Source organism: Verminephrobacter aporrectodeae subsp. tuberculatae (assembly GCF_026127385.1).
Lineage (GTDB): Bacteria > Pseudomonadota > Gammaproteobacteria > Burkholderiales > Burkholderiaceae_C > Acidovorax > Acidovorax aporrectodeae.
Genome location: NZ_QZCX01000002.1, coordinates 748461 through 768740, shown reverse-complemented (window position 1 = coordinate 768740; position 20280 = coordinate 748461). Strand labels below are relative to the sequence as shown.

The 20280-nt window shown below is 67.6% G+C and carries 19 protein-coding genes; 7 read left to right on the top strand and 12 right to left on the bottom strand.

Translation table 11 applies throughout. The features are described 5' to 3' along the window. The gene (ftsH, locus tag D5041_RS11485) at nucleotides 1-1923 is read right to left on the bottom strand and encodes an ATP-dependent zinc metalloprotease FtsH (protein ID WP_029554251.1); all 1923 of its coding nucleotides are present in this window, start codon (nucleotides 1921-1923) and stop codon (nucleotides 1-3) included. A 155-nt stretch (nucleotides 1924-2078) separates the two neighbouring features. Continuing rightward, the gene (locus D5041_RS11480) at nucleotides 2079-2768 is read right to left on the bottom strand and encodes an RlmE family RNA methyltransferase (RefSeq protein WP_265284771.1); all 690 of its coding nucleotides are present in this window, start codon (nucleotides 2766-2768) and stop codon (nucleotides 2079-2081) included. A 31-nt stretch (nucleotides 2769-2799) separates the two neighbouring features. On the opposite strand from D5041_RS11480, the gene D5041_RS11475 reads away from it, so the two are divergent. Together D5041_RS11475 and D5041_RS11470 are read left to right on the top strand one after the other, a co-directional pair. Further along, a complete protein-coding gene (locus D5041_RS11475) occupies nucleotides 2800-3276 on the top strand; it encodes a YhbY family RNA-binding protein (RefSeq protein WP_265257280.1) in 477 nt (158 codons plus the stop codon). Next, a complete protein-coding gene (locus D5041_RS11470) occupies nucleotides 3273-4022 on the top strand; it encodes a glycosyltransferase (RefSeq protein ID WP_265284770.1) in 750 nt (249 codons plus the stop codon). Before D5041_RS11475 ends, D5041_RS11470 begins: the two co-directional genes overlap by 4 nt. 35 nt (nucleotides 4023-4057) lie before the next feature. On the opposite strand, the gene D5041_RS11465 is transcribed toward D5041_RS11470, so the two are convergent. From D5041_RS11465 to carA, 4 genes are all read right to left on the bottom strand, one after another. Further along, entirely contained in the window at nucleotides 4058-4531 is a 474-nt protein-coding gene (locus D5041_RS11465) for a DUF4149 domain-containing protein (protein ID WP_265284769.1), read from the bottom strand. 7 nt (nucleotides 4532-4538) lie between these two features. After that, on the bottom strand, nucleotides 4539-5015 hold the full coding sequence (greA, locus tag D5041_RS11460; protein ID WP_010103632.1) for a transcription elongation factor GreA: 477 nt from the start codon (nucleotides 5013-5015) through the stop codon (nucleotides 4539-4541). Nucleotides 5016-5141: 126 nt separating this feature from the next. Further along, nucleotides 5142-8387, bottom strand: coding sequence for a carbamoyl-phosphate synthase large subunit (gene carB, locus D5041_RS11455; RefSeq protein WP_265284768.1), 3246 nt, complete (start codon nucleotides 8385-8387; stop codon nucleotides 5142-5144). Next, complete coding sequence (gene carA, locus D5041_RS11450; protein ID WP_265257284.1) at nucleotides 8387-9550, bottom strand: glutamine-hydrolyzing carbamoyl-phosphate synthase small subunit; 1164 nt, start codon at nucleotides 9548-9550, stop codon at nucleotides 8387-8389. The genes carB and carA overlap by 1 nt, the downstream gene beginning before the upstream one ends. A gap of 400 nt (nucleotides 9551-9950) precedes the next feature. On the opposite strand from carA, the gene D5041_RS11445 reads away from it, so the two are divergent. The 5 genes from D5041_RS11445 to D5041_RS11425 are packed head-to-tail and all read left to right on the top strand — an operon-like array spanning nucleotide 9951 to nucleotide 15287. Next, nucleotides 9951-12068, top strand: coding sequence for an Ig-like domain-containing protein (locus tag D5041_RS11445; protein WP_265284767.1), 2118 nt, complete (start codon nucleotides 9951-9953; stop codon nucleotides 12066-12068). Next, nucleotides 12065-13126: a hypothetical protein gene (locus D5041_RS11440; protein WP_265284766.1), complete on the top strand. Its 1062-nt coding sequence runs from the start codon at nucleotides 12065-12067 to the stop codon at nucleotides 13124-13126. The genes D5041_RS11445 and D5041_RS11440 overlap by 4 nt, the downstream gene beginning before the upstream one ends. Before the next feature lie 41 nt (nucleotides 13127-13167). Then, nucleotides 13168-13878, top strand: coding sequence for a hypothetical protein (locus D5041_RS11435; RefSeq protein ID WP_265284765.1), 711 nt, complete (start codon nucleotides 13168-13170; stop codon nucleotides 13876-13878). Between the two features lie 47 nt (nucleotides 13879-13925). After that, a complete protein-coding gene (locus D5041_RS11430; RefSeq protein WP_265284764.1) occupies nucleotides 13926-14855 on the top strand; it encodes a choice-of-anchor U domain-containing protein in 930 nt (309 codons plus the stop codon). A gap of 18 nt (nucleotides 14856-14873) precedes the next feature. Beyond that, entirely contained in the window at nucleotides 14874-15287 is a 414-nt protein-coding gene (locus D5041_RS11425; protein ID WP_265257286.1) for a hypothetical protein, read from the top strand. A 173-nt stretch (nucleotides 15288-15460) separates the two neighbouring features. Here D5041_RS11425 and D5041_RS11420 read toward each other — a convergent pair whose 3' ends face one another. From D5041_RS11420 to lpxD, 6 genes are read right to left on the bottom strand one after another with little or no spacing between them, the layout of a single operon-like run. After that, nucleotides 15461-16234, bottom strand: coding sequence for a TrmH family RNA methyltransferase (locus tag D5041_RS11420; RefSeq protein ID WP_265284763.1), 774 nt, complete (start codon nucleotides 16232-16234; stop codon nucleotides 15461-15463). 21 nt (nucleotides 16235-16255) lie between these two features. Then, complete coding sequence (gene rnhB, locus D5041_RS11415; RefSeq protein WP_265284762.1) at nucleotides 16256-16882, bottom strand: ribonuclease HII; 627 nt, start codon at nucleotides 16880-16882, stop codon at nucleotides 16256-16258. After that, a complete protein-coding gene (gene lpxB, locus D5041_RS11410) occupies nucleotides 16848-18017 on the bottom strand; it encodes a lipid-A-disaccharide synthase (protein ID WP_029554396.1) in 1170 nt (389 codons plus the stop codon). The genes rnhB and lpxB overlap by 35 nt, the downstream gene beginning before the upstream one ends. After that, nucleotides 18014-18811 (bottom strand): acyl-ACP--UDP-N-acetylglucosamine O-acyltransferase, encoded by a 798-nt coding sequence (lpxA, locus tag D5041_RS11405; RefSeq protein WP_010105094.1) that lies wholly within the window; start codon nucleotides 18809-18811, stop codon nucleotides 18014-18016. Before lpxA ends, lpxB begins: the two co-directional genes overlap by 4 nt. 18 nt (nucleotides 18812-18829) lie before the next feature. After that, nucleotides 18830-19273 carry a 3-hydroxyacyl-ACP dehydratase FabZ gene (gene fabZ / locus D5041_RS11400; RefSeq protein WP_010105093.1) on the bottom strand — a complete coding sequence of 148 codons (444 nt, stop codon included), beginning with the start codon at nucleotides 19271-19273 and terminating at the stop codon, nucleotides 18830-18832. Further along, entirely contained in the window at nucleotides 19270-20271 is a 1002-nt protein-coding gene (gene lpxD, locus D5041_RS11395) for a UDP-3-O-(3-hydroxymyristoyl)glucosamine N-acyltransferase (protein WP_010105092.1), read from the bottom strand. Before lpxD ends, fabZ begins: the two co-directional genes overlap by 4 nt. Nucleotides 20272-20280 lie beyond the last annotated feature (9 nt).

The window sequence follows — 20280 nt, the reverse complement described above, 5'->3', positions numbered from 1 at the left end:
TCAGGCCGCTGTTGGAGCGGTTCCCGTAGCCACCGCAGGCGTGCCACCGCTGGAGTTGTCGCCCCCCGACGAGGGCGGCGTGCGGGGTACCCAGTCCGTGGGCGGACGGGGCGGCTTGCCTGCCATGATGTCATTGATCTGGTCCGCGTCGATGGTCTCCCACTCGAGCAGGGCCTGGGCCATGGCGTGTATCTTGTCGCGGCTCGCTTCGATCAACCGGCGCGCCAGGTTGTACTGCTCGTCGATGATGCGGCGCACCTCGGCATCGACCTTCTCCATGGTTTGCTCGCTCATGTTGATGGTCTTGGTCACCGAGCGGCCCAGGAAGATTTCGCCTTCGTTTTCGGCGTACACCATGGGGCCCAGGGCCTCGGTCATGCCGTAGCGGGTGACCATGTCGCGCGCGATGTGGGTCGCGCGCTCAAAGTCATTGCTGGCCCCCGTGGTCATCTGGTTCATGAACACTTCTTCGGCGATGCGGCCACCGAAGAGCATGCTGATCCGGTTGAGCATGTACTCGCGGTCGTAGCTGTAGCGGTCCTGCTCGGGCAGGCTCAGCGTCACACCCAGGGCGCGGCCCCGGGGGATGATGGTGACCTTGTGCACCGGGTCGCATTTGGGCAGCAGCTTGCCGATGAGCGCGTGGCCGGACTCGTGGTAGGCCGTGTTGCGCCGCTCCTCCTCGGGCATGACCATGCTCTTGCGCTCGGGGCCCATGAGGATTTTGTCCTGGGCCCTCTCGAAGTCCTGCATCTCCACGGTGCGCGCGTTGCGCCGCGCGGCCATGAGGGCGGCTTCGTTGCACAGGTTGGCCAGATCGGCGCCGCTCATTCCGGGCGTGCCGCGGGCGATGATTCCGGGGGCCACGTCCTGGCCGATCGGGATCTTGCGCATGTGCACGTTCAGGATCTGCTCGCGGCCCCGGATGTCGGGCAGCGTTACGTACACTTGGCGATCGAAACGGCCGGGGCGCAGCAGCGCAGAGTCCAGAATGTCGGGGCGGTTGGTCGCGGCGACCACGATCACGCCCAGGTTGGTCTCGAAGCCGTCCATCTCGACGAGCATCTGGTTGAGCGTTTGCTCGCGCTCGTCGTTGCCGCCGCCCAGGCCGGCGCCGCGCTGGCGGCCCACGGCGTCGATCTCGTCGATGAAGATGATGCAGGGCGCGTTCTTCTTGGCGTTGTCGAACATGTCGCGCACACGGGCCGCGCCCACGCCGACGAACATTTCCACGAAGTCGGAACCCGAGATGCTGAAGAACGGCACCTTGGCCTCGCCCGCAATGGACTTGGCGAGCAGCGTCTTGCCGGTACCGGGCGGGCCGACCAGCAGCAGGCCCCGGGGAATGCGGCCACCGAGCTTCTGGAACTTCTGGGGGTCCTTGAGGAAGTCCACGACCTCCTTGACCTCTTCCTTGGCTTCATCACAGCCGGCCACGTCGGCGAACGTGACCTGGTTGCTGTTCTCGTCGAGCATGCGCGCCTTGCTCTTGCCGAAGCTGAAGGCCCCCCCCTTGCCGCCGCCCTGCATCTGGCGCATGAAGTACACCCACACGCCGATGAGCAGCAGCATCGGCCCCCAGCTGACGAGCAAGGTCATGAACAGGGAGCCTTCCTCACGGGGCCTGACGTCGAACTTGACGTTGTGGTTCAGGAGGTCGCCCACGAGGCCCCGATCGAGCACCGACGCATTCGTGCGGATCTTGCGCTCGTCGGTGGTCGTGGCGACGATCTCGCCGCCACTCAGTCCTTCGGGAATGGTGGCGTTCTTGATGCGGCCGCCGCGCACCTCTTCAAGAAATTCGGAATACCCGATGTGTCCGGAACTGGCCGATCCCCGGGTGTCGAACTGTTTGAACACCGTGAACAGCACCATGGCGATGACCAGCCAAACGGCAATTTTTGAAAACCACTGATTGTTCAAGCGGAGCTCCAGTTGCGGGGGCAGATAGAACGGAAGTGCCGTCACGAACCGTCACGGCAAAGATATGCGGCCCATTTTATGTGTTTCAAGCCGCGAGGTCATGCGGATTGCGCGCGTGACCATGGAAGCAACGTGGACTTTGCACGGCGCTGTTTTCAGGCGCTCCGGGCAAGCTCCGTTGCAGCCGCCCCTTTTCCAGGCCCCAAGCCCCTGCCCACCAGGAAGGTTTCGGCGGACTTGCCGCGCGAGGCCTTGGGTTTGAAGGGCTTGACCCGCTGGAAGGTCTGCTGGAACAGGCTCACCAAATCGCTGTAGCCACTGCCGTGGAAAAGCTTGGCCACCAGCGCCCCTTCCGGTTTCAGGTGCTTGCAGGCGAAGTCCAGCGCCAGTTCCACCAGCTGCGCCATGCGCGCCGCGTCCGCGGACCCGATGCCGGACAGATTCGGCGCCATGTCCGACACCACGACGTCCACCCCCCGGCCGTTCAATGCCTGCTCCAGGCGCTCGCGCATCTCGGGCGCGCGAAAGTCGCCATGCAGATAGGTCACGCCCTCGATGGGCTGCATCGGCAGGATGTCCAGCGCGATGATCGTGCCGTCGAGCGGCCCCGCCGCGCCCGCCGCCATGCGCCTGCGCAGGTACTGGCTCCAGGCGCCGGGCGTGCAGCCGAGATCGACCACGGTGTAGCCGGGTTTGATCAGGCCCAGTTGCTCGTCCATCTCCTGGAGCTTGTAGGCGGCGCGGGCGCGGTAACCCTCTTTCCGGGCCAATTTGACGTAGGGGTCGTTGACGTGCTCATTCAGCCACGCCCTGTCGACCTTCCCGCTTTTGGTTTTGACTTTCATCGCTTCTCGTCCTGCCTCGATAATACGGCGCATGCCCGCCATTCAACTGACTCCCGCAGAGCGCCGGGAACACCGCGCCCAGGCGCACCACCTGGACCCCGTGGTCCTGATCGGCGGCGCCGGCCTGAGCGCCGCCGTCACCCGGGAGGTTGACGCCGCACTGAACGCCCATGGGCTGATCAAGGTGCGCGTCGCGCACGACGACCGCGCGGCCCGCGAGCTGATGTACCAGCAGCTCGCGACCGCGCTCGACGCGGCCCCCATCCAGCACATCGGCAAACTGCTGGTGCTATGGCGCCCCCGGCCGGTCAAGGAGCGTGCACCCGCGCAGGACCGCATGCCCGGCCCGCGCGACGTCAGGCTGCTCAAGTACAGCAAGCGCAGCGGCCAGCGCCCGGAAATCCGGCAATTGCGCGTGCTGGGCAATCAGCGCCTGACCGCGGGCGGGCAGATCAAGCGCGCCAAGCCGAAGCAAAAATCCATCAAGAAGCGCCAGGCGAGTGGATGAGTCCCCAGGCAGCACCGGCGCGCAGCCGCCATGTCCTGTGCATGAAATGGGGCTCGAAATACGGCCCCGAATACGTCAACCGGCTCTACGCCATGGTGCGCAGGCAGCTCACGGGTGACTTCCGCTTCATCTGCCTGACCGACGACAGCCGCGCCATCCGCAGCGAGGTGCAGTGCCTGCCCATCCCCGCGCTCGCGCTGCCTGCGGGCATTCCCGAGAGGGGCTGGACCAAGCTCGTGACCTTCAGCGCCGACCTGCACGGCCTCCAGGGCACGGCCTTGTTCCTCGATCTGGACCTGGTCATCACCGGGAGTCTGGATGCATTCTTCACCCACCCGGGTGCGTTCCTGATCATCCACGACTACAAGCGCCCCTGGCGCATCACCGGCAATTCGTCGGTCTACCGCTTCGAGCTCGGCGCGCACTCCGACGTGCTGGAGCATTTCCGCGCGCATTGCGCCGCGATACGCGCCCGGTTTCGCAACGAGCAGGCCTATCTGTCCGACTTTCTGCACCAGCAGGGCCAGCTGCAATACTGGCCCGCCGCGTGGTGCCCGAGTTTCAAATACCACGGCATACCGCCCTGGCCGACGAACTACTGGCGCCCGCCGTGCATTCCGCCGGGTGCGCGCATCGTGATCTTCCACGGGGAATGCAATCCGCCGGACGCGCTCGCGGGGCGGCGCAATCGCCGCTGGCGCTACATCCGCCCCGCCCCCTGGGTGGCGCAGCACTGGCGCGAATGAAGAACCCTTCTGCGCCCCTGGAGGGGCATCCGGTTTCAGGTGCCGCCGGCTGCGTCCCCCCGCTGCTCGAAACCATCGGGCACCGGAGCCTGGCCCAGAATGCGCCACAGCACGGCCAGAGCGCAGCACCACTGCACCGCGTACATCACCGTGCCCACGCCGTGCCACCAGCGCAGGTCCTGGCGGGCCACGATGCGCGGCGCCACGCCAAACTGGCTCAGCAATGCCAGCAGCATGCCCCCGAGTATGCAGACCATGGCGTCCCGCGCCCATGGATACGGCGCCGCATGCTTTGGCCTGCCAGCGAGCAGCAGCACCAGGCCACAGGCCAGCGTCACCCAGGTTTGCGCAGCGAACAGCTCGGCGGCCATGCCGCCTGCCAGCGCTGGCGTCGGCAGCTTGGCAAACAGCAGGGGAGCCACCAGCAAACCCAGGGTGCTCAGGCTGCCCCACCACAGGGCGGCGGCCAGCGCCGGAAGGCGGCGACGCAGGCCCGGTGCGCGGCGCATGGGCCGCCTACCGGTAGTGGACCGCCACGACCTCGTAGCGGTGGATTCCGCCGGGCGCCTGCACCTCGGCCGTATCGCCCTCTTGCTTGCCGATCAGCGCGCGCGCGATGGGGCTGGAGATATTGATCAGCCCCTGCTTCAGGTCGGCCTCGTCCTCGCCCACGATCTGGTACTTCACCGTATCGCCGGAGGCCTCGTCCTCCAACTCCACCGTGGCGCCAAACACCACCTTGCCGCCCGCGTCGAGCGCGCAGGGGTCGATGATCTGCGCGGCGGACAGCTTGCTTTCGATCTCCTGAATGCGGCCTTCGACAAAACCCTGGCGCTCCTTGGCCGCGTCGTACTCGGCGTTCTCGCCCAGGTCACCCTGCGCGCGCGCCTCGGAAATTGCGCTGATCACCGCGGGACGCTCCACGGTTTTCAGGCGCAGCAACTCCTCCTTGAGCTTTTCGGCGCCGCGCTTGGTGATCGGAATGGTGGCCATGCTTGTCAGTCTCCACGGGTCAGGGCATCCGCAGGGCCTCGCCGGCGGGCTGCAAAAAGGAAACCGCCGCGCGGCGGGCGCGCGGCGGTGTCTGGTCAGGCACGGATTATGCCGTTTTGCCGGCACTCAGGCCAGCAGCTGCGCGTGCAGTTCCTGCAGCGAATACACGCCAAGCCGGTCGAGGTGGCGCATGCCCTCGACGGCGGCTTCGGCGCCGAAGATGGTGGTGAAGGTGGTCACGCGCGCCTGCAGCGACGAGGTGCGGATCGCGCGCGAATCGGCGATTGCGTTGCGCCGCTCTTCCACCGTGTTGATGACCATCACGATCTCGTCGTTCTTGATCATGTCGACGATGTGCGGGCGGCCTTCGGTGACCTTGTGCACCAGTTGGACCGCAACCCCCGCAGCCTCGATGGCCGCTGCCGTTCCCTTGGTCGCAACGAGCTCGAAACCCAGCGCGACCAGTTGCCGCGCGATCTCCACCGCGCGCGGCTTGTCGCCGTTCTTCACGGTGAGGAACACCTTGCCCGCGGTGGGCAGCCGGGTTCCCGCGCCGAGCTGGCTCTTCACGAAGGCTTCGCCAAAGGTCTTGCCCACGCCCATGACTTCGCCGGTGGACTTCATCTCGGGGCCGAGGATGGTGTCCACGCCGGGGAACTTGACGAAGGGGAACACGGCCTCCTTGACGCTGAAGTAAGGCGGCGTGACTTCCCGGGTGATTCCCTGCGAGGCCAGCGACTGGCCCGCCATGCAGCGCGCAGCCACCTTGGCCAGAGGGATTCCCGTGGCCTTGGAGACGAAGGGCACGGTGCGCGACGCGCGCGGGTTGACCTCGAGCACGTAGATCAGATCCTGGCCACCGACCTCCTGGATCGCGAACTGCACGTTCATCAGACCGACCACGTTCAGGCCCGCGGCCAGGGCGGCGGACTGGCGCTTGAGCTCATCGACCGTCTCCTTGGACAGGTAGTAGGGGGGCAGCGAGCAGGCCGAGTCGCCCGAGTGCACACCGGCCTGCTCGATGTGCTCCATCACGCCGCCGATGAAGGTCTGGCCTTGCGCGTCGCGCAGGCAATCGACGTCGCATTCGATGGCGTCGTTCAGGAAGCGGTCGAGCAGCACCGGAGCGTCGTGGCTTACCTGCACGGCCTCGTGCATGTAGCGCTCCAGGTCGCGCTGCTCGTGCACGATCTCCATCGCGCGGCCGCCGAGCACATAGCTGGGACGCACCACCAGGGGGTAGCCCAGCGTGGCCGCTTTCTCGAGCGCCTGCGCCTCGGTGCGGGCCGTGGCGTTGGGTGGCTGGCGCAGGCCCAGTTTGCCGAGCAGCTTCTGGAAGCGTTCGCGGTCTTCGGCCGCGTCGATCATGTCGGGGCTGGTGCCGATGATGGGAACGCCTTCGGCCTCCAGGTCCAGCGCCAGCTTCAGCGGGGTCTGGCCGCCGTACTGCACGATCACGCCGGTGGGCTTTTCCTTTTCGACGATCTCGAGCAGGTCTTCGAGCGTGAGCGGCTCGAAGTACAGGCGGTCGGACATGTCGTAGTCGGTCGATACCGTCTCCGGGTTGCAGTTGACCATGATGGTTTCGTAGCCGTCCTCGCGCATGGCGAGCGCGGCGTGCACGCAGCAGTAGTCGAACTCGATCCCCTGGCCGATGCGGTTCGGGCCACCGCCGAGCACCATGATTTTCTTGTTGCTGCTCGGCGCGGCCTCGCATTCGTCCTCGTAGGTCGAGTACATATACGCCGTGCGGGTAGAAAATTCTGCCGCGCAGGTGTCCACGCGCTTGTACACCGGGCGCAGGTTCAGCGCATGGCGCGCTGCGCGCACGGCCTTTTCGCGGGTCTTGAGGAGCTTCGCCAGGCGGCGGTCGGAAAAGCCTTTCTTCTTCAACGCGCGCAGCGTATCGGCGTCCAGGCTCGCCAATGCGCCTTCGCCCTTTTCCACGGCCAGTCGATCGAGATCCAGCTCGATCTTCACGAGTTCCTCGATCTGCACCAGGAACCATTTGTCGATCCAGGTGAGCGCGTACACCTCATCGACCGACAGGCCCATGGCAAACGCATCGCCCACGTACCAGATGCGCTCGGGGCCGGGCGCGCCGAGTTCCTTTTCGAGCACTTCGCGGTCCTGCGTCTTCTCGTTCATGCCGTCCACGCCCACCTCCAGACCGCGCAGGGCTTTCTGAAACGACTCCTGGAACGTGCGGCCCATGGCCATCACCTCGCCCACGGACTTCATTTGCGTGGTCAGGCGGCTGTCGGCCGTGGGGAATTTTTCAAACGCAAAGCGCGGAATCTTCGTGACCACGTAGTCGATCGAGGGCTCGAACGACGCCGGCGTCACGCCCCCGGTGATGTCGTTCCTGAGCTCGTCGAGCGTGTAGCCCACGGCGAGCCGCGCCGCGACCTTGGCGATCGGAAAGCCCGTGGCCTTGGACGCCAACGCGGACGAGCGCGAGACGCGCGGGTTCATCTCGATGACGACCATGCGCCCGTCCTTCGGGTTCAGCGCGAACTGCACGTTCGAGCCGCCCGTGTCCACGCCGATCTCGCGCAGCACCGCGAGCGAGGCGTTGCGCATGATCTGGTACTCCTTGTCGGTCAGCGTCTGCGCCGGCGCCACGGTGATCGAGTCGCCGGTGTGCACGCCCATGGGGTCGAGGTTCTCGATGGAGCAGACGATGATGCAGTTGTCCGCCTTGTCGCGCACCACCTCCATCTCGTATTCCTTCCAGCCGAGCAGCGATTCTTCGATCAGCAGTTCGCTCGTGGGCGAGGCCTCCAGGCCGCGCTTGCAGATGCTCTCGAACTCTTCGGGGTTGTAGGCGATTCCGCCGCCCGTTCCGCCGAGCGTGAAGCTCGGGCGGACCACGGTGGGAAAGCCCAGGCTCCTTTGCACCGCCCAGGCCTCCTGCATGCTGTGGGCGATTCCCGAGCGCGCCGAGCCCAGGCCGATCCGGGTCATCGCGTCCTTGAACTTCAGCCGGTCCTCGGCCTTGTCGATGGCCTCGGGGCTGGCGCCTATGAGCTCGACCCGGTACTTGTCGAGCACGCCGTTGTGCCACAGGTCGAGCGCGCAGTTGAGCGCGGTCTGGCCGCCCATGGTCGGCAGGATCGCGTCGGGACGCTCGCGCGCGATGATCTTTTCCACCGTCTGCCAGGTGATCGGCTCGATATAGGTCACGTCGGCCGTGGCCGGGTCGGTCATGATCGTCGCCGGGTTGCTGTTGATCAGGATGACCCGGTAGCCCTCCTCGCGCAGCGCCTTGCAGGCCTGCACGCCCGAGTAGTCGAATTCGCAGGCTTGGCCGATGACGATCGGGCCGGCGCCAATGATGAGGATGGACGCGAGGTCGGTGCGCTTGGGCATCAGTTTTTCTCCATCAGCGCGGTGAAGCGGTCAAACAGGTAGGCGATGTCGTGCGGGCCGGGCGACGCCTCGGGGTGGCCCTGGAAGCAGAACGCGGGCCGGTCGGTGCGCTCCAGGCCCTGCAGCGTGCCGTCGAACAGGCTGACATGCGTGGCGCGCAGGCAGGCGGGAAGCGACTCCATGGCCACGGCAAAGCCGTGGTTCTGGCTGGTGATGCTCACGCGGCCGCTGGCCAGGTCCTTCACCGGGTGGTTGGCGCCATGGTGGCCGTGGTCCATCTTGAAGGTCCTGGCGCCCGAGGCCAGAGCCATGATCTGGTGGCCCAGGCAGATGCCGAACACGGGGATGCCGCTGTCCATGATCTGCCGGGTGGCGTCGATGGCGTAGTCGCAGGGTTGCGGGTCGCCGGGGCCGTTGGACAGGAAGACGCCGTCGGGCCGCATGGCGAGCACCTCGGCGGCGGGTGTTCGTGCGGGCACCACCGTCAGCCGGCAGGCGCGCTCGGCGAGCTGGCGCAGGATGTTTTTCTTCACGCCAAAGTCGTAGACCACCACATGCCAGCGCGGCTGCCCGAGTTCGCCATGGCCGCTACCGATTCGCCACGCGGTCTGCGTCCAGTCGTAGCGCACCGCGGTGCTCACCACCTGGGCCAGGTCCTGCCCCTCCATGCCGGGAGCCGCCCGGGCCTGCGCGCTGGCTGCGTCGATGCGTTCCTGCGTGAGCGCCTGCCCCGGGGCCAGGCCCACGATGGCGCCGTTCTGCGCGCCCTTGCTGCGCAGCAAACGGGTCAGCTTGCGGGTATCCACGCCGGCGATGGCAACGGTCTGCTGACGCACCAGGTATTGCGCGAGCGTCTCCGTCGCGCGGAAGTTGCTGGCCAGCAGCGGCAGGTCTTTGATGACCAGGCCCGCGGCATGGATCTTGTCGGCCTCGACGTCTTCGTCGTTGACACCGCAGTTGCCGATGTGCGGGTACGTGAGCGTCACGATCTGCTGGAAGTAGCTCGGGTCGGTGAGGATTTCCTGGTAGCCGGTGAGCGCAGTGTTGAACACCAGCTCTCCGACCGTGCTGCCACTGGCGCCTATCGAATGGCCGATAAAGACCGTGCCGTCTGCAAGCGCCAGGATGGCGGGCGGGGAATTTCCCTGTAGAGACAAAAGCACTGGGTTCTCCGGATGGTTACGGTCGCCCCGCGCCTGCGGTCCACCCGCGCGCGGGTGCCAGCGGCTGTTCTCGAAAGGGTTGTTGCTTGGGCTACAGGTCGGGCGACGCGGTTGCGCGAAAAGCCTTGGATTGTATCCCCTCGCCACGGCCCACCCACCGCCGCACAGGCCATGCGTGTTCGGCGCCGGCCGCCCGGCCACGCCGAAATTTGCCGCCCGCGCACGGCAAGAGCGGACTGCACAAGGCGCGCCAGCGCTGTGTCCCGATGTACATAACTGTGTCAAAACATTCTTTAGCTAAACTTCGCCATCGACAGGAAATGACCCCTGCGCTGCGGCTGCAAACCGCTTCCACGGCGTAATACGGAAATTCAGGTCACAACCCATCAGGAGGATACCCTTGGCAGTTACAGTAAAAAGCATCACTATTTCGGATTCCAACAACGAGGGCTACCTGACCACGAAGGAAATCGATTCCTTGCAGGTCAGGGTCGCATTCACCGAAGCGGTGACTTTCGACAGCATCAATGAAGGGAGCGTGCACGCCACTTTTGGCGAGCTGTTCGACGCGAGCGGATCGGCGCACGACGCCCGGTTGGTCTGGGTTTTCAGCGCCAGGCCCAGGCCGATTCCCGCGCCAAAGAGCCGCGCCGTGGTCACCCTGAACCTGGACCGGATCATCGACAGCGACGGCAACCCGGGCAGCGGACAGGCGAGCAACAGCGACGCCGCAATGGACACCCAGGGCGGTATTTCCACGGTTGACCCCCTGTGGCCGCGGATCGACAGCATCTCCTTCGGAGACCCCAAACTCAAAACCGCCGGGACCACCTCCATCGTCATGCTCCCCGTCACCATGACCTTCAACGAAGTGGTGCCCGGCCTGGACGCGGGGACCTCGCTGGCCGTCTCCGGCGGCACGCTGTCCAACTTTGCAAACCCTGACGGCAGCCTCACCTGGCACGCCACCCTGACCGTGTACTCCGGCAGCGCAGAGATCGACGACATCATTCGCCGGGACTACCTCGGCGCAGTCACCGATCAGGACGGCAACCTGCTCTCGACCCCCACCGTGCCCCAGCTGACCGAAATCAGCTTTCCCGACTCCCATCGCGCAGAGGGGGAGGACACCACCGTCGCCCTGAGCTTCGACAAGGAAGTGACCGGCCTCACACGGCAGACCTCCCTGCCCATGGACGGCGGCGTGCTGACCGGCTTTGAGCGCGTGGACAGCGACGGAACCATCTGGCATGCGATCCTGACCCCGGAGACCGGCAGCGAAGACGACGACAGCCACACCGTGGACATGCACGACGTGAGCGACGACCTGCTCTCGGCCACGCCCCCCGTCAGCGAAGGCAGCAACACCGCCACCACGACCGCCGACGCCCGCCCCGTAGTAGCCGGGGAGGACCGCACTCGGAACGCTGCCGGCAAGGACGCCGCCCGGCCCGTGGACAACGCCGGCTCCAAGGCCATCCACGACAGACCCAATCCCTCCGCAGACCAGCCCCGGGACCCCGCAGCCGCAGGCGGCAACGACACCAAGAGCAGCCAGCGCACCGCCGTGGCCTCCACCCCCCCTGTCGTCAAGCCAAGCACGCACGGCAGCCACGACGGCAAGGGAAGCGGACAAAAGGACAACACCGACGCCGCAGTGGACACCGGGGGCAGCACTTCCACGCGTGCGATCCTGGCCCCGGATAGCAGCAACCAAGACGGCAGCCACACCATCAGCGTGCACAACGTGGCCAACAACCTGCTCTCGGCCACGCCCCCCTCCAGCGGAGGCAACAACACCGCCACCACGCCCGCCGACGCCCGCCCCGTAGTCGGGGGGAACAGCACCCGGAACCCGGCCGGCAAGGACGCCGCCCGGCCCGTGGACAACGCCGGCTCCAAGGCCATCCACGACAGACCCAATCCCGCCGCAGACCAGCCCCGGGACCCCGCAGCCGCAGGCGGCAACGACACCAAGAGCAGCCAGCGCACCGCAGTGGCCTCCACCCCCCCTGTCGTCAAGCCAAGCACGCACGGCAGCCACGACGGCAAGGGAAGCGGACAAAAGGACAACACCGACGCCGCAGTGGACACCGGGGGCAGCACTTCCACGCGTGCGATCCTGGCCCCGGATAGCAGCAACCAAGACGGCAGCCACACCATCAGCGTGCACAACGTGGCCAACAACCTGCTCTCGGCCACGCCCCCCTCCAGCGGAGGCAACAACACCGCCACCACGCCCGCCGACGCCCGCCCCGTAGCCGTGGAGGACCGCACTCGGAACGCTGCCGGCAAGGACGCCGCCCGGCCCGTGGACAACGCCGGCTCCAAGGCCATCCACGACAGACCCAATCCCTCCGCAGACCAGCCCCGGGACCCCGCAGCCGCAGGCGGCAACGACACCAAGAGCAGCCAGCGCACCGCCGTGGCCTCCACCCCCCTGTCGTCAAGCCAAGCACGCACGGCAGCCACGACGGCAAGGGAAGCGGACAAAAGGACAACACCGACGCCGCAGTGAACACCGGGGGCAGCACTTCCACGCGTGCGATCCTGGCCCCGGATAGCAGCAACCAAGACGGCAGCCACACCATCAGCGTGCACAACGTGGCCAACAACCTGCTCTCGGCCACGCCCCCCTCCAGCGGAGGCAGCAACACCGCCACCACGCCCGCCGACACCCGCCCCGTAGCCGGGGAGGACCGCACTCGGAACGCTGCCGGCAAGGACGCCGCCCGGCCCGTGGACAACGCCGGCTCCAAGGCCATCCACGACAGACCCAATCCCTCCGCAGACCAGCCCCGGGACCCCGCAGCCGCAGGCGGCAACGACACCAAGAGCAGCCAGCGCACCGCCGTGGCCTCCACCCCCCCTGTCGTCAAGCCAAGCACGCACGGCAGCCACGACGGCAAGGGAAGCGGACAAAAGGACAACACCGACGCCGCAGTGAACACCGGGGGCAGCACTTCCACGCGTGCGATCCTGGCCCCGGATAGCAGCAACCAAGACGGCAGCCACACCATCAGCGTGCACAACGTGGCCAACAACCTGCTCTCGGCCACGCCCCCCTCCAGCGGAGGCAACAACACCGCCACCACGCCCGCCGACGCCCGCCCCGTAGCCGGGGGGAACAGCACCCGGAACCCGGCCAGCAAGGACGCCGCCCGGCCCGTGGGCAACGCCGGCTCCGAGTCCATCCACAAAGCCGCACCAGACAGACCCAATCCCGCAGCAGACCAGCCCCAGGGCCCCGCAACCGCAAGCACCAAGAGCAGCCAACACTCCGCCGCGGCCTCCGCCCCCCTTGTCGTAAGTCCCCAGGACAGCCCGGGCAGCACGCCGACCACACAGCCCCCCCTGGTGGCCAGCAGCCAGGACGGCAAGGACAGCGGACAGGCGGACAACACCGGCGCCGCAATGGACACCGGAGCGGTACTTCCACGGTCAGCGTCCTGTGGTCGCTGCTCAGCCACGCCCTCTTTGGAGACCCCAAACGCAAAGACCCCGGCCCCGGACCCACCCCCGGAGCCGCGCCAGACACGCCCGCCCCCACCGCGGACCTGCCCCGGGACCTCGTAGCCGCAGGCGACAACGACACCCGGAGCAGCCAACGCACCACCGTGGCCTCCACCCCCCCTGCCGTCAAGCCGACCACGCACGGCAGCCAAGACGACAAGGGGAGCGGACAAAAGGACAACACCGACGCCGCAGTGGACACCGGGGGCAGCACTTCCCCGCGTGCGATCCTGGCTCCGGATAGCAGCAGCCAAGACGACAGCCACACCATCAGCGCGCACAACGTGGCCGGCAACCTGCTCTCGGCCACGCCCCCCGCCAGCGGGGGCAGCAACACCGTCGAGCGCACGCCGCCACGGCGGCTCCCCGACACCGCCACCACGCCCGCCAACGCCCACCCCGCAGCCGGGGAGAACAGCACTCGGGACGCGGCAGGCAAGGACGCCGCCCGGCCCGTGGACAACGCCGGCCCCGGAGCCATCTCCGGAGCCGCGCCAGACACGTCCAATCCCCCCGCAGCCGCAGGCGGCAACGACACCCGAAGCAGCCAACGCACCGCCGTGGCCGACAGCCAGGACGGCAAGGACAGCGGGCAGGCGAGCAACACCGACACCGCAGTAGACACCGGGGGAACAGCACCCGGAACCCGGCCAGCAAGGACGCCGCCCGGCCCGTGGGCAACGCCGGCTCCGAGTCCATCCACAAAGCCGCACCAGACAGACCCAATCCCGCAGCAGACCAGCCCCAGGGCCCCGCAACCGCAAGCACCAAGAGCAGCCAACACTCCGCCGCGGCCTCCGCCCCCCTTGTCGTAAGTCCCCAGGACAGCCCGGGCAGCACGCCGACCACACAGCCCCCCCTGGTGGCCAGCAGCCAGGACGGCAAGGACAGCGGACAGGCGAGCAACACCGACGCCGCAGTGGACACCTGGGGTGGCATGTCCACGGTCAGCACCCTGTGGCCGCTGTTCGGCAGCGTCCTCTTCAGAGACCCAAAACCCAAAGACCCCATCCCCACCGCAGACCAGCCCCAGGATAAAAGCAGCCCGGGCAACGCGCCGACCACGCAGACCACCCCGGTGGCCAGCAGCCAGGACGGCAGCCACACCATCGGCGTGCGCAGCGTGGCCGACAAGCTGCTCCCGACCACGACCGCCGACGCGCCAGACAGACCCCATCCCGCCGCAGACCAGCCCCAGGGTTCCGGAGGAGGAGGAGGCGGCGGCGGCAGCAGCGGTAGCAGCAGCACCAGCACCAAGAGCAGCCAGCGCACCGCCGTGGCCTCGACCACCCTTGTCGTCAGCCCCCAGGGCGAAAGCAGCCCGGGCAGCGCGCCGACCACGCAGACCACCCTGGTGGCCGGCGGCCAGGACGGCCAGCTCAGCGCCGACCACGGCACGCGCATCACCAGCCTGGCGCAGAAGGACGCCCCCGCCGACCTGACCCGGGGACTGGAAATGCCCATCGGGCTCATCAGTTTCCAGGCGGAACTGGCCCCGGGAATCCGCACGGAGACATTCAGCCTCTACGTGGACCCGGCGCTGGACGTCAACGGCTACTGGATGCCGAACCAGGAGGGAGTCTGGGTGAACCTGGCCAGCGAGCTCTACGGCGGAAAGATGGTGCTCGAAGGCGAGCAGTTGCGGCTCGACTTCCGGATCGAGGACGGCGGACGCTTCGACGCGGGCGCGCAGGCCGACGGGAGCATCACCGCAGCCGGTGCGGCGGCGCGTATGCCGCTGTCGCTCCTGGGATATCCGCCCGACTCCGGGTACCAGACCTTCTGGTTCTGATCATTGCGAGCACCCACCATGAAACGACTCATTGCCCTTTGCACCCTGGCATCAAGCCTGAACCTGGCCAGCGCTGGCGAATTCGTGATCGCGAGCTACGGCAACGTCCAGGCGAAGGACGTTCAAGACCTTGTGACAGACGGTTTTACCGCCCGCTTTCCCGCCGACGCGTGGGAGATTTTCATCTACTCCACCGCCTTCACCATGAAACGCCGCGGGCAGGCGATTTGCCATGCCGTCGTGGGAGTCGCTCCCAGGCGCACGTATCAATTCCCCAGACACCACTTCAGCATCACGCGAACCGCGACCATAAAGCTTGAGCAATGGAACGACACCGAGGCGCTGGCCTTCGAGACGGGATGCGTCCGGTCCGCCATCATCAACATGATGGACATCGACCCGAATGATGTCCATCATCCCTATAAATTCTAGTATTTACCCGAAAATAATAGCACAAAATGAAACGCCTGAATTTCGCTTCATGGCAAGGCAAAATCGCAGCGATACCCTTAATTATCGCGAGAATTTGCAACGTATCCATCGCGTGAAAGACGCATATTCATGTGCTGTTATTTTCTGGTCATGAGACCCGGACCGAAGCCATCTCAGCGCCCCGCGCCGCTGGCGTGCAAGCAGATGGCCGCCGCTGCCGCCACGTTCAGCGACTCCTCGCCGCCGGGCTGGGCAATGCGGATGCGCAGGGCGGCCCTGGCCTCCAGCGCGGGTGCGACGCCCTGCCCCTCATGCCCCAGGACCCAGGCGCAGGGCCAGGGCAGGTCGGTGCGGTGCAGCAGGTCGCCGGCGTGCGGGCTGGTCACGAGCAGGGGCAGGTCGAGCCGCAAAATGGCGTCCTGCGCCACGTTCTCGATCAAATCGAGCGCGAAATGCGCCCCCATCCCGGCGCGCAGCACCTTGGGCGACCACAGCGCGGCGCTGCCCTCGACGCTCAGCACCTGGCGGAACCCGAACGCGGCGGCGCTGCGCAGGATCGAGCCCACGTTGCCCGCGTCCTGCACCCGGTCCAGGACCACGCTCGCCACCGCGGGCCGCAGGGCGGCGGGCGCGGGCAGATCCAGGATGAAGCCCATGCGTGCGGGCGATTCCAGCGCGCTGACGTGCGCAAACAGCGCCTGCGCGAGCACGACGGTTTTGTCCGCGGCGTGCGCGAATTCGGCCTGCGCCTGCGGCCAGAAAGGCTCGGAAAACACCGCGACCGCCGCGCGCAGACCCCGCGCCAGCGCTGCGCGGCAGAGATGCTCCCCTTCGAGCCACACCCGGCCCTGCCTGCGGTACGCCGCGCTGTCCCGGGACAGCCTGCGCAGGTCCTTGACGAAGGCGTTGTCCCGGGAGTGGATCGCCGCAACGGACGCGGAGCGCATCGGGGGTCCCGTCGGACCGGTTCAGGCGGCCAGGCTCTGCGCCACCGGGGCGAACGAGCGCCGGTGGTGGACGCTGGCGCCATGCACGCGCAGCGCCGCCAAGTGCATGGCCGTTCCATAGCCCTTGTGCCCGGCAAAGCCGTACTGCGGAAACTGCTGGTGCACCTCGACGCACCAGTGGTCGCGGTGCACCTTGGCGAGGATCGACGCCGCCGAGATCGCGGGCAGCAGCGCGTCCCCCCGGACGATGGCCTCTGCGGGAACGTCCAGCGCCGGCAGTTGCCGGCCGTCAACGAGCACCAGCGCGGGCTTGAGCCGCAGGCCCAGCACGGCGCGGCGCATGGCCAGCAGCGTCGCCTGCAGGATGTTCAGCTGGTCGATCTCCTGCACGCTGGCCTCGGCAACGCTGCAGCACAGCGCCTTGGCCCGGATCTCGTGGTACAGCTTCTCGCGCCGGGCCGGCGTGAGCTTTTTTGAATCTGCCAGGCCCACGATCGGCTGCAATTCGTCCAGGATGACGGCGGCAGCCACCACGGGCCCCGCCAGGGGGCCGCGGCCGGCCTCGTCGATCCCGGCGACGAGGCCCGGCGGGTGCCACGGCAGGCGCGCCTGCTCAGGCGGCGTTGGAGATGATTTTGCAGATCGCATCGGCAGCCAGTTGAGATGTATTGCGTTGCAGGCTTGCGTGCAGCGCGGTAAAGCGCTGCTCCAGGTCCGTGATTTTTTGCGGCGCGCTGCACCGCGCGTCCAGCCATTGCAGCGTCGCAGCGCACAGCGCCTGCGGCGTGGCAGCATTCTGAATCAGTTCCGGAACCACGAAGTCGCGGCAAAGAATGTTCGGCAACCCGACCCAGGGTTGCAGTTGTTTGCGGCGCATGAGCTGCCAGCTCAAGGGGTGCATGCGGTAGCTGATGACCATCGGGCGCTTGAAGAGCGCGGCTTCGAGCGTGGCCGTGCCACTGGCGACGAGCGCGGCGTCGCAGGCCGCGAGCACGCTGTGCGACTGCCCGGAAACGATTTCCAGCGCAGCGCCAGCCAGACCGCAGGACCGCGCCGCGAGCACGATGCGCTCGCGCAGCGCCGGCAGCGCGGGAACGAGCAATTTGATCGCTGGCCGGGTTCTGCGCAGCAGCGCTGCCGCGGCAAAAAAGAGCGGGGCGATGTACTCGATCTCCGACTCCCGGCTGCCGGGCAGGATCGCCAGCACCTCGTCGGCGTCGCGCAGGCCGATCCGCGCCCGGGCCGCAGCACGGTCCGGCTCCATGGGAATCACCCCCGCGAGCGGATGGCCCACGTAGGTGGCGGCGATGCCATGCTGCGCCAGCAGTTCGGGCTCGAACGGAAAGACGCACAGCACATGGTCCGCGCTGCGGCGGATCTTCTCGACCCGGTCGGCGCGCCAGGCCCAGATCGACGGACAGACGAAATGCACCGTCCTGACGCCGGCGGCGCGCAAATCGGCCTCCAGGGACAGGTTGAAATCGGGCGCGTCCACGCCGATGAAGACGTCCGGACGGTCTGCGAGCAGGCGCTCGCGCAGCTGCTTGCGGATTCCCAGCAGCTCGCGCAGCCGGCGCAGCACCTGCAGGCTGTAGCCGTGCACGGCGAGCCTGTCGCTCGGCCACCAGGCGCTGAATCCGCGGCTCTCCATCTGGGGGCCGCCGATACCGTGGGACTGCAGGCCCGGCGAATGCGCCTGCAATCCGTCGAGCAGCAAGGCGGCGAGCAGGTCGCCCGATGCTTCGCCCGCCACCATGGCGACGCGGGGGGGAGGCGCCGTCATCCCCGGGCGCGCACGATGCCGCGCGTGGATGTGCCGAGGAAGTCCCGCATCAGCGCGACGTCGGACGCGGCCTCGGGGTGGCTTGCGGGCAGCTGCGCCAGGGCCTCGCACGCGGCCTCCAGCGTCAGGCCCTCGCGGTACAGCAGGCGGTGCATCTGCTTGATCCCCGCGACGCGCGCGGCCGTGAAGCCGCGCCGGCGCAGACCTTCGAGGTTCAGGCCGTGCAGCGCCAGCGGGTTTCCCGCCACCAGCATGAAGGGCGGCACGTCCTGCGTGACGTGGCTGGCAAAACCGGCCATCGCGTGCGCGCCGACTTTCACGAACTGGTGGACTCCGGTGAGCCCGCCAATGATCGCCTGGTCCGCCACCTGCACGTGCCCGGCCAGCGTGGCGTTGTTCGCGAGGATGGTCTGGTCGCCGACCACGCAGTCGTGCGCGATGTGCACGTAGGCCATGATCCAGTTGTCGTCGCCGATGCGCGTCACCCCCCGGTCCTGCGCGGTGCCGAGGTTGAAGGTGCAGAACTCGCGGATGGTGTTGCGCTGGCCGATGACGAGCCGCGTCGGCTCGCCCGCGTATTTCTTGTCCTGGGGAGGCCCGCCCAGCGAAGCGAACGGCGCGATGCGATTGTCCGCGCCGATCGTGGTGCGCCCCTCGATCACGCAGTGCGCGCCCACGCTGGTCCCGGGGCCGATCACCACCTGCGCGCCGATCACGGCGTAGGGCCCCACGCTGACCGAGGGGTCCAGGCAGGCGCCGTCCGCGACGATGGCGGTGGGATGGATGGTGCTCACGTCCGGCGCAGGCTCGGGTCAGCTTCCCACGCTGCGCATGGTGCACATGAGCTCGGCTTCGCAGGCGACCTCGTCGCCCACGCTGGCCAGGCCCTTGAACTTCCAGATGCCGCCGCGCACGCGGTCGATCGTGATGGCCAGCAGCAGCTGGTCGCCCGGCTCCACCGGGCGCTTGAAGCGCGCGCCGTCGATGCCGACGAAGTAGTAGATGTTGTTCTCGTCGGGCACCTTGCCCATGGCGTCGAACGCGAGCAACCCCGCCGCCTGCGCCAGGGCTTCGAGGATCAGCACGCCGGGCATCACCGGTCGGCCCGGGAAATGGCCCATGAAGTAAGGCTCGTTGAACGTGACGTTCTTGATCGCCTTGATGCGAACGTTGCTCTCGAGCTCGAGCACCTTGTCCACCAGCAAGAACGGGTAGCGGTGAGGCAGTTGCCTGAGGATTGCGTGGATATCCATCATCGGGGGGTTCTTCCGTTCATGCTCCCTTGGAGCGTCTGCTCCAACGCCTTGATACGCTCGCGCAAACGGTGCAGTTGCTTGAGTGTCGCAGCGTTCCTTTCCCAGCGCGCATTGTCGTCGATGGGAAAGAAGCCGGTGTACTGTCCGGGCCGGGTCAGCGAGCGCGTGACGACCGTGGCGGCCGAAATATGCACCCCGTCCGCGAGTTCCAGATGCCCGAGCACGACCGCGCCGCCGCCGACCGTGCAGTGCGCGCCGACGCGCGCGCTACCGGCCACGCCCACACAGCCGGCGAACGCCGAGTGCCGGCCGATGCGCACGTTGTGCCCGATCTGTATCAGGTTGTCGAGCTTCACGCCGTCCTCGACCACGGTGTCCTGCAGGGCGCCGCGGTCGATGCAGGTGTTCGCGCCGATCTCGACGTCGTCGCCGATGCACACCGCGCCCAGTTGCTCGATCTTCACCCACTGCCCCTGCTCGGGCGCGAAGCCAAAGCCGTCGGCGCCGATCACCACGCCGGAATGCACGATGCAGCGCGCGCCGATGCGGCAGTCCTCGCCCACGGTGACGCGCGACTTGAGCCAGCTGTCCGCGCCGACCTGCGCGCCGCGCTCGATCACGCACAGCGGACCGATGCGCGCCGAGGGATGGACCTGCGCGCCGGGATCGACCACCGCGCTGGCGTGCACACCGCCGCGCGGCGCGGGCGCATTGCGCGCGCGCCACAGCTGCGTGGCGCGCGCGTAGTAGACGTAGGGGTCGTGCGCGACGATGCACGCGCCGCGCGCCAGGGCCAGCTCGCGCATGGCCGGCGCCACAATGACGCAGGCCGCCCGGGAGGCGGCCAGCTGCTGGCGGTAGCGGGGATGGCTCAGAAAACTCAGATCCCCCGGGCCGGCAGCGTCCAGTGACGCAATGCGGGCAATCGGGGTGTCACGCGCGCCCCCTTCGAGCGCGCCACCGAGCGCGTCGACGATCTGCCCCAGAAGCAGGCTCACGCGCCACCT